Raw genomic sequence first — 12665 nt, forward strand, 5'->3', positions numbered from 1 at the left:
CCGCGCACGCACCGTCACGGCCGGCTCCGCGTGTTCAGCGGACCCGGTGCCCGAAGGCGTCCTCGCGCGTGTAATAGCGGTAGAAGAACGTGGCGAAGGTGCACCCCGCGACGAGCAGCGACATCACCACGGTCCGCCAGACCGAGTGCGGTGTCTGGATGTAGAGGAAGCCGAACGCGACACCGGCGAACGCCGTCCACAGCAGCGCGTGCAGCTCCCGCGGCATCCGCGGGGCCAGCGTCAGCAGGCCGATGCACACCACCGCGAACACCAGCGCGCTGAGCCACCCGAGCAGCAGGTTCCCGCCCGTGATGCCGCCTCCCTGGCGGGCGTCGGCCGCGACCCAGTAGCCGTAGACGAGGCCCAGCACGACCGGGACGGCGATGTGGGCGACGCGATGGGTGCGCGCGTCGAAGACGTCGGGCGGACGGGCGCGCACATCGGAGGCCGCCCGCTCCCCGATCTCCGGCCTGCCGCCGCGGTGGGGCATACCGCCGGGCGCGGGTGCCGCTTGAGCCATGAGAGCACTCCTCTCTCCTCGCCCCCGCCTTCCAGGGCACACCTGGGGGCAGGTCCCGGCAAGTCGGCCAGGACGGTGACGGGCTGCCGCTCGGCCTCGGTGACCGGGCGGGGGCCTGCCGCGCGTGCTCCGGGCGCCGATCTCCGGCGCCTGGTCCTCCGGGTCCGCGCCGGCGTGCCGCGGCACAGCGGCGGCCGGCTGAGCGACACCGCGGTGTTCGCCGTGCGGCGGATACGGCAGGCGCGGGGCGAAGACCCCGAACCGGGATGTTTGCGGTCCTGAGGCGCGGGTTCGCAGCCGCAGCGGTTACGGTGCTGGCTGGAGAGCCGATCAGGGCTGACAGGGCCGACAGGAGCTACAGGGGCTACAGGGGAGGACCGATGCCCGGAACCGTGCTGCTGCTCGCGGCCTCGCCGGTGGGCCGGGGACGCCTGGTGGACGCGGCCGGCGTGCTGCCGGTGCTGGCCGCCGTGGCACCCGCCGTGCTGTCCGGCACCGACACCGCCAACGTGGTCGAACTCGCCGATCCCCTCGAACCTCAGGCCGTCCTGACCCGGCTGCGCGCCGCCGCGACCGCGTCCGGGCCGCTGACCGTGTACATCGCCGGCCAGTTGCAACTGGACCGCCGGCAGCGGCTGCCGCATCTGGCGCTGGCGCGCACCACCGCGGCGACCGTCCGCTACACGGGGCTGCCGTGGCACTGGATCCGGGAGGAGCTGCGGTTGCGCTCCGCCGCGGACACGGGGCTCGTGGTGGACCTGCACGCGGAGGGGGAGGCCTGGCAGTACGTCGCCGAGCGCGGGCTGGACTGCGGGCCCAACAGCGCTGTCTACGGCCGTGTGGTGGCGGTGGGCGGCCGGCGCGGGGTGGGGGAGCCGGCGTACATGAAGGCGGTCGCCACGTTGCTGAGGAGCGGTTACCGGCCGCCGCTGGGGCAGTTGCACGAGCAGGCGCTGGCTCGGGTCGGTGAGTCCGGCGCGGGCCCCGGGCTGATCCTCGCCACCGCGGGCCGCACCGCCCCCAGACCCGCGTTCGCCCCACCCCCCACCAGCCCCGGCCGCCCGGAGAACCAGACCACCACCTTGCCCGGCACCGCGCAGGACCCCTACGCGGTCATCGGCGCCGGGCAAGTCCCCTCCGTCGTCACCGGCACCGCGCAGGACCCGTATGCCGTGGTCGGGGCCGGGCAGGTCCGGGATGCCGTCACCGGCGCCGTGCAATTCCCCTCCGCTGTCACCGGTGCCGCCCAAGTCCCCTCCGCCGTCACCGGCGCCGGGCAAGTCCCCTCCGTCGTCACCGGCACCGCGCAGGACCCGTATGCCCTGGTCGGGGCCGGGCAGGTCCGGGATGTTGTCACCGGTGCCGGGCGGGGTCGTGGTGCTGGTGTCGGGGCCGCGCCCGGGGGGCACGTCGGCAGCGGGGCCGGAGCGGACCCCCATGCCCTCATCAGTGTCGCCGTTCAGGCCGGGCGGCATGCCGACGCCGAGGTGCTCGCTGCTCGGCATGAGCAGTTCGCCGTGCGGGATCACGGGCCCGCCTCCGACGAGGCTCTGCACTGGGCCGAGGTCCGCGCCGACCTGGCGATGTTCGCGGGGGACGCGGCGCGCAGTTGCCGGGCCTGGCTGGCGGTCGCACGGACCCGGCTGAGTGCGGGGCAGGCGGTGGACTCGCCCGCCGTGGAGGCGGCCGTGGACCGGGCCCACCACCAGTGGGGGCGGATCACGGACGTGACGCCGGCCCGGGAACTCGGACCGGTACTGGCCGAGTTGAGGCTACGGGTGCCGGGCCGCCGCAGCGGCGCGCTGGAGAACGTCCAGCGGCAGCTGCGCCAGCTCCAGGCTGCTCCGTAGCCCCGCGGTCATGCTGCCGACAGCATGGCCAGGGCCCCGGAGACCAGGGTGCGGACGCCGGGGGCGATGGTGGACAGGTCGGGTGCGAAGTGCGGGCTGTGGTTGCCCGGCACGGCCGCGAACTTCTCCGGCACCGTGTCGCCGGGAGCCTGCTCCCAGACCCCGGCGGGGGTGGTGGTGACGAACCAGTACGCGTACGGGATGGAGCCGAGCGCCAGCTCGGGGAAGTCCTCGCTGCCCATCGCCGGGCCCGGGTCGAACACCGTGCCCGCGCCGAAGACCTCCCCGTGCACGGCGGCCACGGCGGCGTCGGTGGCCGCGTCGTTCACCGTCACCGGGAAGGTGTTGCCGACGGTCACCTCCGGCTCGCGAGGGCAGCCGGCGGCCAGGCACTCGCCGTGGGCGATGCGCCGGATCGCGGCCAGCATCCGGGCGCGCACCTCCTCCGACTGCGTCCGCAGGTTCAGGGAGATGCGGGCCTCGGCCGGGATGATGTTGTGCCGGGTGCCCGCCTCGATGCGGCCCACGGTGAGCACGGCGGGTTCGCGGGCGGCCAGCTCCCGGGAGACGACCGTCTGGAGCCGGGTGACCAGGTAGGCGGCAGTCACCACCGGGTCGACGGTCGACTCGGGGCGCGAACCGTGCCCGCCCCGGCCGTGCACGACGATGTCGACGTCCGTCGCCGCCGACATGATGAGGCCGGGCGCGTGCGGGTACAGGCCCGCCGGGCCGGGCGCGGCATGCTGCCCGAGCAGCACGTCCGGCCGGCCGAACCGCTCGTACAGCCCGTCCGCGACCATCCGGGCCGCGCCCTGCCCGCTCTCCTCGGCGGGCTGGCCGACCAGCAGCAGCGTGCCGTTCCACGTGTCCCGCCCGGCCGCCAGCGCCGCCGCGGCGCCGGCCAGCCAGGTGACGTGCAGGTCGTGCCCGCAGGCGTGCATCACACCGTCCGCCGTCGAGGCGTACGGCAGCCCGGTCTCCTCCGTGACCGGCAGCGCGTCCATGTCGGCCCGCAGCAGCACGGTCGGGCCGTCGCCGTTGCGCAGCCGGCCCACGACGCCGGTGCCGCCGACGCCCTGGGTGGTGTCGAACCCGGCCCGCGCCAGCCGTTCGGCGAGCTTCCCGGCGGTGCGGTGTTCGCGCAGGGACAGCTCGGGGTGGCGGTGCAGGTCCCGGTACAGGTCCTCCAGGTCCGTCACCGGGAGGTCGGAGGTCAGGTCCAGGGCGGTGCGGGCGGCGGGAGAGGTCACGGGGCCAGCGTATGCGGGCCGGGTGCACGGGAGCCCCCGGGCGGGGAATCCGGCCGGGGAACCAAGGCCGGGCCCCGCTCAGGGGTGCGCGGGCGCCGCCTGCCGGGTCTGGACGCCCGGCCCCGTGTCCGCCGCCCGCGCCGGGCCCGCGTTCGCCGCGAGGACCAGGGCTGTCACGGCGATCACCGCGGCGGCGACGGCCCTGCGTGCGGTGGTGTTTCCGTAGGGTGCGGATGTGCGTCCGATCACGGCGACCTCGCAACACGACAGCAACGTATTAAGCAGACTTAATCCGCCGTTTAACCTAGGGGCTGGACGGGCCCAACGGCAAGAGGCACCAAGGGAGTTGGGGTACGCGATGATGCGGGAACGGGATGACCCGGCGGTCATCGGGCGGCGCGTACAGCAGCTGCGCACCGAGCGCGGGCTGACCCAGCGGCAGCTGGCGGAGCCCGCCTACACGCCCGCCTACATCTCCACCGTGGAGGCGGGCCGGGTGCGGGCCTCCGACGAGGCGCTGCGGCACATCGCCGGCCGGCTCGGGGTGGCCTTCGAGGAGCTGGCCGTCGGCCGGCCCGCCCACCTCGCCACCGGCCTGAGGCTGCGGCTCACCGAGGCCCAGCGGGTCCTCGCCGACGGCAGGGCCGAGGAGGCCGCCGTCCAGTACACGGCGCTGCGCGCGGAGGCGGAGACCCACGGGCTGGGCGGCGAGCAGGCCACCGCACTGCTGGGGCTCGGCGAATGCGCGCTGGAGACGGGGGAACTGACGCGGGCGCGGGAGTTCTTCGAACGCGCCGAGGAACACCTCGCCGACCAGTCCCTCCCGGTGCGCGTGCCGGCCGTCCGCGGCCGCGCGGTCGCCCACTACCTCGCCGGTGAACTCCGGTACGCCGTCTACCTCCTGGAGTCCGCCCTCGACGAACTGAACCGCGGCGGCCTGCACGACCCCGACGCCCTGCTGCTCCTGTACGCGAGCGTCATCGGCCCGTACATGGACATGGGCGCGCACGCCCGCGCCGCGCAGGCCGCCGAGTTCGCCCTCGCGCTCGCGCCGCGGGCCGCCGACCCCGCGCTGATCGCCCGGATGCACCGCTCGGTGGCCCGCACCCTGATCGCCGAGGGCCGGGTCGCCGAGGCCGACGCCTCCCTCGCCAAGGCCGCCGAGCTCTACCGCCAGCTGCGGCTGCGCACCGAGCTGGCCAACTGCCACTGGATGCGCGGTTACGTCTGCGCCCAGAACGGCGAACTGGAGCGCGCGGAGGCGGAGCTGCGGCAGGCGCACACCATGCTGGCGCAGAGCCGGGCCGCCCTCTACCGCAGCCAGGCCGCCGTCGAACTGGCCGACGTACTGCACCGCCGCGGCAAGTCCGCCGAGGCCGCCGTACTCCTCCGGGGCGTCATCGGCGACTTCTCCTCCGAACGGGGCGCGGTGCACGCCGCCGCGGCCCACCGCCTGCTCGGCATCATCGCCGAGGACACCCGGGACACCGAGGCCGCCGAGGAGCACTACGTCCGCGCGCTCAGCCTCCTGGAACGCGCGGGCGCCGCAGGCGACCTGGCCGACCTGTGCCGCCTCCTCGGCGACCTGCTCCGCCGCACGGGCCGTACCGAGGCCGCCCTGGACGCCTACCGCACCGGCCTCGGACACCGCACGGCCCCGGGCACGACGACCCTGGGACCGGCTCCGGCCCAGCCGCCGCTGTGACGTCAGAGGACTTTGTACGTCAGCTCGTACAGGGACAGGGACAGGGCGCCGATTGCCTGCGTTCGTTCTCCGAGGCCCAGCTCGGAGGGGACGATCGCCGCCCCTCCGATGAAACTGGCCTGGCCGGTCGCCTCATTCACTTCGTGCAGGACGATGTCGATCGGCGCTCCGTCGACGAACGGCACGAACCGCTCGTCGAACTCGAAAACGTCCCCCACCCGCATCCGCAGCCTTTCAAAGACGCCGCCGTCACCTCTGCTGACGAGGATCTCGTCCGCGCCGTCCGGGTCCTGGATCCTTTTCGCCTCCAGGGACAAAAGCTTGGCGAAAGCCGCATCTGCCATGGTGATCCTTCCGTGATCGCGTGTCGCTCAGCGTATGGCTGAGAGGCTGATCAGCTGGTCAAGGCGGGTTGACGCGGTTTCAGGTTCACGCGTTCGGCGCCCGTGACGGAAGCCGCGCGGGTCAGACCTGTGCCCGCCCCTGTCTGCGGACGTCCGCCAGGCGGAGTGCGCCGACCTGGACGGCGGCCTGCGTCGCGTCGTTCGGTACGTCGCCCAGCCCGCCGTTGGTGAAGGCGAAGGCGTCCTCGCCGACCCGCACGGCGGCCAGGTCCAGCGAGAGCAGGGACTCCTGCCCGTCCTGGTCCAGGGCGGCGATGCTGATGTGCAGGCCCTGGCGCGCGTCGCCGACCTCCGGCAGCGGGGCGTCGGTGACCTGGACGTCCTCCAGGACGCCCCGTTCCGTGGTGGCGGTGAAGCGCGCGCACCGCGCGGGCATCGTCCCGAGCCACTTCAGCGCCGCGTCGACGTCGGAGGGGCGGCGGGCGGCGATCTGGAAGCGCAGCTGGGCGTCGGTGTCGGCGTCGTCCAGGCCGACGGCGACGCGGGCGGGGCCGCCGAGGAGTTCGTCGGCGTAGAGGGCGTCCAGCAGCGGCTGGCAGTCACCGGCCTCGGTGGTCGCCTTCAGCAGCCCGTCCCGCCAGGTGGCCGCACCGCCGGTCGGCGTCCAGGGGGCGCCGAGGTCGGTCTGGGTGATGAGCGCGGCCTGTGCCTGCGCGTCGGTGAGGGTGCCGTCGGGCCGCGCGGACGCCTTCGGCGCCGGGACCTGCTTGTCGATCGTCGGGAGGGGCTGGGGCGCGGTCGCCGGGGGCTTGAGACCGAGCGCCGCGCAGCCGCCGAAGCCGAGAAGGCCGGCGACGGTGAGCCAGAGCCGGAGGCCACGGGGGCGGGGGCGTATCGCGTCGATCATGTCAGGGGTGCCTCCTGGGCTGCGGCCGGCGGGGTGCCTGCTCTCACGGCACCACCGCCCCGCCCGCCCCACCAGCGCTCGGGTCCGTCCGGGTGAGAGACCCGCCGAAAACGCCTCGACCTGCGGCTTCACGGCCTGCTACGGTCGCCGTATGCAGCGCGCCCAGCAGTGCCCGAAGAGCACGACGACGCCGGACACCGTCCCGGCGCGCTGACACCTGACCAGCACGGAAGCCCCGGGGCGAACGCCCCGGGGCTTCTGGCGTGTCACGGGGTGTCCGCCCCTCCTGACGAGGAGGAGACCCCATGGACGACCGTCTGCCCGACCACCGCCGGCTCGGCCGTGAGCTGGACCTGTTCGACACCGACCCGCTGATGGGTGCCGGGCTGCCGTACTGGCTGCCCGACGGCGCGGTCGTACGGCACACCCTGGAGGAGTACATCCGGGAGGCCGAACGCCGCGCCGGGTACCGGCACGTGTACTCGCCCGCGCTCGGCAAACGGGAGCTGTACGAGATCTCCGGGCACTGGGACCACTACAGCGACGACATGTACCCGCCGATGCGGCTGGGCGCGGACGAGGTCGTGCTGCGGCCCAGCCTCTGCCCCCACCACGCGCTGATCTACCGCTCCCGCTCCCACAGCTACCGTGAACTGCCGCTGAGGATCGCCGAGTTGGGCAGTATGCACCGCGCCGAGCTCTCCGGTGTCCTCGGCGGTCTGACCCGGGTGCGGGCCATCCAGCTCAACGACGCGCACATCTTCTGCACCCTGGACCAGGCGGTGCGGGAGGCCCGTACCGCGCTGGAGCTGATCGCCCGCGCCTACGCCGACCTCGGCATCGAGGCCGTACGGCACCGGCTGTCGCTGCCCGGCGAGGGCGGCAAGTACGTCGCCGATCCGGAGCTGTGGCGCCGGGCCACCGGGCTGCTGCGGGAGGTGCTGGACGCGTCCGGGGTGGCGTACGAGGAGGCGGAGGGCGAGGCCGCCTTCTACGGCCCGAAGATCGACGTGCAGATCGCCGACCCGGCCGGGCGCGAGTCCACCCTGTCCACCGTGCAGATCGACTTCCACCAGCCGGCCCGCTTCGACCTGCACTACATCGGCGCCGACGGCGCGAAGCACCGCCCGGTGATGGTGCACCGCAGCATCATCGGCAGCGTCGAGCGGGCCGTGGCCCACCTCGTCGAGGCCCACGCCGGCGCCTTCCCGGCCTGGCTGGCCCCGGTCCAGCTGGTGGTGCTGCCGGTCGCCGAGGACCAGGAGGAACAGGCGGCGGCGGTGGTACGGCAGGCCCTGGAGCTGGGCCTGCGGGCGGAGCTCGCCGGCCCCGCCGAGGGCACCCTGGGCGCCCGGATCCGCGCGGCCCGCCTGGTGCCGTACCAGGCGGTGATCGGCGCGCGTGAGGCCGAGGCCGGGCTGGCCGCCGTACGCCTGCGGGACGGCCGCCGCCCCGGGGAGCTGCCGGTGCCGGAGCTGCTGGCCAGGATCAGCGCCCGGGTGGCCGCACGCGGCACCGTGCTGTGGGAGTGACCGTGCTGATCTAAGGTCGGCTTGACGGAAGGAGCCCGCCGTGGCCGGTCAGCCCATCCCCGTGATCATCGACTGCGACACCGGCGTCGACGACGCCCTGGCCCTGCTGCTCGCCGTCCGCCACCCCGGCCTCGACCTGCGGGCGGTGACCTGCGTGGCCGGGAACACGGACGTCGACGGCGTGGTCCGCAACACCCTGACCGTGCTGGAGCAGGCGGGCGCCCCGGACATCCCGGTGGGCCGGGGCGCCGAACGCCCGCTGATCGAACCCGCCCGCTCGGCCCGGCACGTGCACGGCTCGGACGGGATGGGCGACCTGGGCCTGCCCGCGCCGACCCGCACCCCCGCCGGCCTGGACGCGGTCGCCCTGCTGCGCCGCGAGATCCTCGCCTCCCCCCGCCCGGTCACCCTCATCCCCACCGCACCTCTCACGAACATCGCCCTGCTGCTGCGCACCCACCCCGAGGTGACCCGCAACATCGAGCGGATCGTCTTCATGGGCGGCGCGGTCGCCGTCGGGAACGCCACACCGGTCGCCGAGTTCAACGTCTGGCACGACCCGGAGGCGGCGGCGATCCTGCTCACGGCCGGGGTGCCGATCACGATGTACGGCCTGGACGTCTTCATGCAGGTCGTCGTGGACGCCCCGGACGTCCACCGGCTGCGCACCAGCGGCGACCCCGGCACCCGGCTGGCCGGCGAACTCCTCGCGCACCGGCCGACCACGCAGGGAGAGGCCCCGGAGGCGGAGGATGCGGGCGGCCTCGGCGACGCGGGCGCGGTGTGCGCGGTCGCCGACCCGGCCGGCATCACCACCCGCCTCCTGCCGGTCGAGGTCGCCCTCGCCCCCGGCCCGGCCCGGGGCCAGACGATCGTCGACCGCCGCCCCCGCCCGGGCGAGTCCGAGATCCACGAGGGCGAGCGCGAACACGCCCTGGTGGACGTGGCGTTGCAGGTCGACGTGGACCGGTACGTGAAGCTGTACCTGGAGACGGTGGAGCGGCCCTAGTCCACACCGCGCGGTGCTGGAACTCCGCTGAGGAGCTCCCCTCCGCCCCCTGCGAAGGTTCCGTTTCCGGGTCATGTGGACAGATTTGTACTGTCGTATCCCCGAAGCGTCCTTCCCGAAGGGATCCCGTATGGCCCGTATGGCAGACCGCTCCCCGGACCTCTCCTCCAAGAACCCCGACTGGTGGCGCCAGGCCGTCGTCTACCAGGTCTACCCCCGCAGCTTCGCCGACGCGGACGGCGACGGCCTCGGCGACCTGCGCGGCATCACCCAGCGCCTGAGCCACCTGGCCGGCCTCGGTGTCGACGCCCTGTGGCTGAGCCCCTTCTACCCGTCGGAGCTGGCCGACGGCGGCTACGACGTCGCCGACCACCGGGACGTCGACCCCCGCCTCGGCACCCTGGACGACTTCGACGCCCTGGTCGGCGAGGCCCACCGGCTCGGTCTGAAGGTCGTCGTCGACATCGTCCCGAACCACACCTCGCACCAGCACCCCTGGTTCCAGGAGGCCCTGCGCTCCGCCCCCGGCTCCCCGGCCCGCGACCGCTACGTCTTCCGCCCCGGCCGGGGCACACACGGCGAACTGCCGCCGTCCGACTGGCCGTCCGTGTTCGGCGGCAGCGCCTGGACGCGCGTCCCGGACGGCGAGTGGTACCTGCACCTCTTCGCCCCCGAACAGCCCGACCTCAACTGGGACAACGACGAGGTCCGCGCCGACTTCCGCACCACCCTGCGCTTCTGGTCCGACCGGGGCGTCGACGGCTTCCGCGTCGATGTCGCCCACGGCCTCGCCAAGGACCTCGCCGAGCCGCTGCGGGACATCGGGGGCCTCGGCGCCACCGGCGAGACGGCCCTGCCGCACGTCCCGCCCGGCAGCCACCCGTACTGGGACCGCGACGAGGTCCACGAGATCTACCGGGACTGGCGCAAGATCCTCGACGCCTACAGCCCGCCGCGCACCGCCGTCGCCGAGGCCTGGGTCCCGGGCGCCCGCCGCGCCCTGTACGCCCGCCCGGACGAACTCGACCAGGCCTTCAACTTCGAGTACCTGGAGACCGGCTGGGACGCGGAGGAGCTCCGGCAGGTCATCGCCGGCTCCCTCGCCACGGCCCGGGCCGTCGGCGCCTCCGCCACCTGGGTGCTGTCCAACCACGACGTCGTACGGCACGCCTCCCGCCTGATGCTGCCGCCCGGCACCGACCCGGCGGCCTGGCTGCTGTCCGGCGGCACCGCGCCCGCGGTCGACACCCGGGCGGGGCTGCGCCGGGCCCGCGCCGCGACCCTCCTCATGCTCGCGCTGCCCGGATCCTCGTACCTCTACCAGGGCGAGGAACTCGGCCTGCCGGAGGTCGCCGACCTGCCCACGTCGGTCCTCCAGGACCCGATCTGGGAGCAGACGGGCCATGTCCGCAAGGGCCGCGACGGCTGCCGGGTGCCGCTGCCGTGGACGAGGAGCGGACCGTCGTACGGCTTCGGGCGCGGCGCGGCCTGGCTGCCGCAGCCGGCGTCCTTCGCGTCGTACGCCGTCGAGGCGCAGACGGGGGCGGAGGATTCGACCCTGGAGCTGTACCGCACCGCCCTGCGGCTGCGCCGCAAGCTGCTGGAGGGCGAGACGCTGACCTGGACACCGGAGGCGCCCGCCGGAGTCCTGGACTTCACCCGCTCGGAGACCTGGCGCTGCGTCACCAACCTCAGCCCCGAGCCGGTGCCGCTGCCGCCCGGGGAGGTGCTGCTGGCCAGCACGCCGCTCGGCGGGAGCGCGGACCTCCCGCCGGACACGACGGTCTGGCTGGCCTAACCCACGGTCGGGCTCGGGCTCGGGCCTGAGCCCGTGATGCCGTTGATGTCGACGGGAGTCGACGTGGGGCTCGGGGGCGGGGTGAGGACCACCTCCGGCTGGCCGGCGGCCGGGGGCGGCGGGGTCAGGTCGGAGTCGGGCAGCTTGGGCGGGGTCGTCTGCTGGAACAGGGTCTGGTCGAAGTCGACCAGACCCGTCTTCTCCATCACCGTCATATGGTCCAGAACCGTGTTGTTGGCCTGGTCGGCGAGGGCGCGCACCAGCGAGTTCTTGGTGGTGGAGCGGATCTTCGAGATGGTGTTGAAGATCGCGCCGTGCGTCATCCGCAGAATGTTGGCGAAGTCGCTGTCGAACTTCTTCCCGCTGTCCGCCTTCAGCTGGCTGACGAAGCCCTGCTGCTGGGGGCTCGGCAGGTTGGGCAGCGTGATGTTGAGCATCGGCGCGATCTTGCGGCAGGTGGTGTCCAGCGCCGCGTGCCCGTCGACCAGGTGCTTGCTGGCCGTGATGACCGCCGGTGAGGTGCCCTTCTGCAGCCCGATCTGGCCCACCGGGTACTCCCACAGACCGGCCGCCCGCACCTTCACCACGAAGTCCCGGTCCTGCTCGGTGAGCGGTCCCCACTGGGTGTTGGCGATGACGCGGTCCTGGGCGGTGGTGACCTTGTTCAGCCCGAGCATGCTCGGGTAGGCCAGAGCGACGAGGGTCATGGCCATCGCACCGCCCACGAAGAGGGTTCCCGTCGCGTTCCGCGAAAAGCGCACCGTGCCTCCTGCCCGGTCGTGGATCCGCCCACGGTGACGGCGCGGGGCGGTTCGGACGCACAGCAGTACGGATGGGAAGCCGGTTCGTCTCTGTGGAACAGGTAAAAACTCTCGAACACCGAGGCCGGTGTCGTCGATTGCCATGTGTTGGCGCACATGGGAGACGGTTGGTCAAAGGTTGACCGGTCTCCGGGAGAAAACAGCCGAAAAACAGGCCTAGATTCGCCGCATGCCCCCACAGCCCCCGCCCCGCGTGCCCGCGGCCCTTCCCGTCCTGCCCTACCGCAAGCCCACCAAGGGCCGCGACTACTGGGTCCTGGACGACGCCCTGCCCGACATCGACGCCGTACGGGAGCGGTGCCTGGCCAAGGACGACTGGGTCAAGGGCTACCCGTACACCTCCGAGACCTGGCCCGGCCTGCGCGCCATGCCCGGACTGGAGCCGTCCGAACTCGCCGTCGTCGAAGGCCTGGTGAAGAAGGCCACCGGGGCGAGGGAACTCTGGGTGCAGCAGGCGCCCGGCGGCGGCACGCTGAACCACAACTGCGTTCAGGTGGTCGGCGCGGGCGAGAGCGAGCCCCGCCCGCACACGGACTCGCGGGCGCTGTGCCGGTACGCCGCCGTGCTGTATCTGAATCCCGGTGTCCCCAAGGACTGCGGCACCTCCTTCTACCGCCAGTCCCTGCCCGGCGGCCGGCTCGGCGGCAACATCGTCCAGGCCCCGCACAACAATCTGGTCGAGGCGTTGGGCACCCGTTTCGTGCCGGGCGACCACTTCGAGGAAGACGTCCGCGTCCCGCACAAGTACAACCGCCTGCTCCTGTACAACGCCAACCTCGTGCACAGCGCGACCGGTTACCACGGCACGACACTGGAGGAGAAGCGGATGACTGCGGTGTTCTTCTGGATGGCCTGACACAGGGCGGTTGCGTCCTCGGGTGAACCGCGGCATCCATGTGGCTCATTCATTCGAGTCGGTCCCTCGAACG

The 12665-nt window shown here is 73.5% G+C and carries 12 protein-coding genes; 6 read left to right on the top strand and 6 right to left on the bottom strand.

Annotated elements, in window-relative coordinates; genetic code table 11:
• Nucleotides 1-34 precede the first annotated feature (34 nt).
• Entirely contained in the window at nucleotides 35-520 is a 486-nt protein-coding gene (locus ABT171_RS11330) for a hypothetical protein (RefSeq protein ID WP_351242245.1), read from the bottom strand.
• Nucleotides 521-900: 380 nt separating this feature from the next.
• On the opposite strand from ABT171_RS11330, the gene ABT171_RS11335 reads away from it, so the two are divergent.
• Nucleotides 901-2370, top strand: coding sequence for a hypothetical protein (locus tag ABT171_RS11335; RefSeq protein ID WP_351242247.1), 1470 nt, complete (start codon nucleotides 901-903; stop codon nucleotides 2368-2370).
• A gap of 8 nt (nucleotides 2371-2378) precedes the next feature.
• On the opposite strand, the gene ABT171_RS11340 is transcribed toward ABT171_RS11335, so the two are convergent.
• On the bottom strand, nucleotides 2379-3620 hold the full coding sequence (locus ABT171_RS11340; RefSeq protein ID WP_351242249.1) for an amidohydrolase: 1242 nt from the start codon (nucleotides 3618-3620) through the stop codon (nucleotides 2379-2381).
• 78 nt (nucleotides 3621-3698) lie between these two features.
• Nucleotides 3699-3869 carry a hypothetical protein gene (locus tag ABT171_RS11345; RefSeq protein WP_351242251.1) on the bottom strand — a complete coding sequence of 57 codons (171 nt, stop codon included), beginning with the start codon at nucleotides 3867-3869 and terminating at the stop codon, nucleotides 3699-3701.
• A 112-nt stretch (nucleotides 3870-3981) separates the two neighbouring features.
• Between ABT171_RS11345 and ABT171_RS11350 the strand changes: the two genes are divergently transcribed.
• The gene (locus ABT171_RS11350) at nucleotides 3982-5325 is read left to right on the top strand and encodes a helix-turn-helix domain-containing protein (RefSeq protein ID WP_351242351.1); all 1344 of its coding nucleotides are present in this window, start codon (nucleotides 3982-3984) and stop codon (nucleotides 5323-5325) included.
• Between the two features lie 2 nt (nucleotides 5326-5327).
• Here the strand turns inward: ABT171_RS11350 and ABT171_RS11355 are convergent, their stop codons facing one another.
• On the bottom strand, nucleotides 5328-5669 hold the full coding sequence (locus ABT171_RS11355; RefSeq protein ID WP_351242253.1) for a hypothetical protein: 342 nt from the start codon (nucleotides 5667-5669) through the stop codon (nucleotides 5328-5330).
• 121 nt (nucleotides 5670-5790) lie between these two features.
• Complete coding sequence (locus ABT171_RS11360) at nucleotides 5791-6576, bottom strand: hypothetical protein (protein WP_351242255.1); 786 nt, start codon at nucleotides 6574-6576, stop codon at nucleotides 5791-5793.
• Between the two features lie 305 nt (nucleotides 6577-6881).
• Between ABT171_RS11360 and thrS the strand changes: the two genes are divergently transcribed.
• The 3 genes from thrS to ABT171_RS11375 all read left to right on the top strand — a co-directional run bounded on the left by thrS (nucleotide 6882) and on the right by ABT171_RS11375 (nucleotide 10915).
• The gene (thrS, locus tag ABT171_RS11365; RefSeq protein ID WP_351242257.1) at nucleotides 6882-8108 is read left to right on the top strand and encodes a threonine--tRNA ligase; all 1227 of its coding nucleotides are present in this window, start codon (nucleotides 6882-6884) and stop codon (nucleotides 8106-8108) included.
• 40 nt (nucleotides 8109-8148) lie between these two features.
• Entirely contained in the window at nucleotides 8149-9117 is a 969-nt protein-coding gene (locus ABT171_RS11370) for a nucleoside hydrolase (RefSeq protein WP_351242259.1), read from the top strand.
• Nucleotides 9118-9256: 139 nt separating this feature from the next.
• Nucleotides 9257-10915, top strand: coding sequence for a glycoside hydrolase family 13 protein (locus ABT171_RS11375; protein ID WP_351242353.1), 1659 nt, complete (start codon nucleotides 9257-9259; stop codon nucleotides 10913-10915).
• Here the strand turns inward: ABT171_RS11375 and ABT171_RS11380 are convergent.
• Nucleotides 10912-11628 carry a DUF4142 domain-containing protein gene (locus tag ABT171_RS11380; protein ID WP_503074832.1) on the bottom strand — a complete coding sequence of 239 codons (717 nt, stop codon included), beginning with the start codon at nucleotides 11626-11628 and terminating at the stop codon, nucleotides 10912-10914. The two genes, ABT171_RS11375 and ABT171_RS11380, sit on opposite strands and share 4 nt — an antisense overlap.
• A gap of 277 nt (nucleotides 11629-11905) precedes the next feature.
• Here ABT171_RS11380 and ABT171_RS11385 point away from each other — a divergent pair, with 277 nt between their 5' ends.
• A complete protein-coding gene (locus ABT171_RS11385; protein ID WP_351242261.1) occupies nucleotides 11906-12592 on the top strand; it encodes a DUF6445 family protein in 687 nt (228 codons plus the stop codon).
• Nucleotides 12593-12665 lie beyond the last annotated feature (73 nt).

Source organism: Streptomyces sp. NPDC001851 (genome assembly GCF_040297165.1).
Lineage (GTDB): Bacteria > Actinomycetota > Actinomycetes > Streptomycetales > Streptomycetaceae > Streptomyces.

Bases quoted from the DNA above. Each gene is read 5' to 3' on its own strand.
- ABT171_RS11330 (WP_351242245.1), bottom strand. From the start codon at position 520: ATGGCTCAAGCGGCACCCGCGCCCGGCGGTATGCCCCACCGCGGCGGC.
- ABT171_RS11335 (WP_351242247.1), top strand. From the start codon at position 901: ATGCCCGGAACCGTGCTGCTGCTCGCGGCCTCGCCGGTGGGCCGGGGA.
- ABT171_RS11350 (WP_351242351.1), top strand. From the start codon at position 3,982: ATGCGGGAACGGGATGACCCGGCGGTCATCGGGCGGCGCGTACAGCAG.
- ABT171_RS11355 (WP_351242253.1), bottom strand. From the start codon at position 5,669: ATGGCAGATGCGGCTTTCGCCAAGCTTTTGTCCCTGGAGGCGAAAAGG.
- ABT171_RS11360 (WP_351242255.1), bottom strand. From the start codon at position 6,576: ATGATCGACGCGATACGCCCCCGCCCCCGTGGCCTCCGGCTCTGGCTC.
- thrS (WP_351242257.1), top strand. From the start codon at position 6,882: ATGGACGACCGTCTGCCCGACCACCGCCGGCTCGGCCGTGAGCTGGAC.
- ABT171_RS11375 (WP_351242353.1), top strand. From the start codon at position 9,257: ATGGCAGACCGCTCCCCGGACCTCTCCTCCAAGAACCCCGACTGGTGG.
- ABT171_RS11380 (WP_503074832.1), bottom strand. From the start codon at position 11,628: ATGGCCATGACCCTCGTCGCTCTGGCCTACCCGAGCATGCTCGGGCTG.
- ABT171_RS11385 (WP_351242261.1), top strand. From the start codon at position 11,906: ATGCCCCCACAGCCCCCGCCCCGCGTGCCCGCGGCCCTTCCCGTCCTG.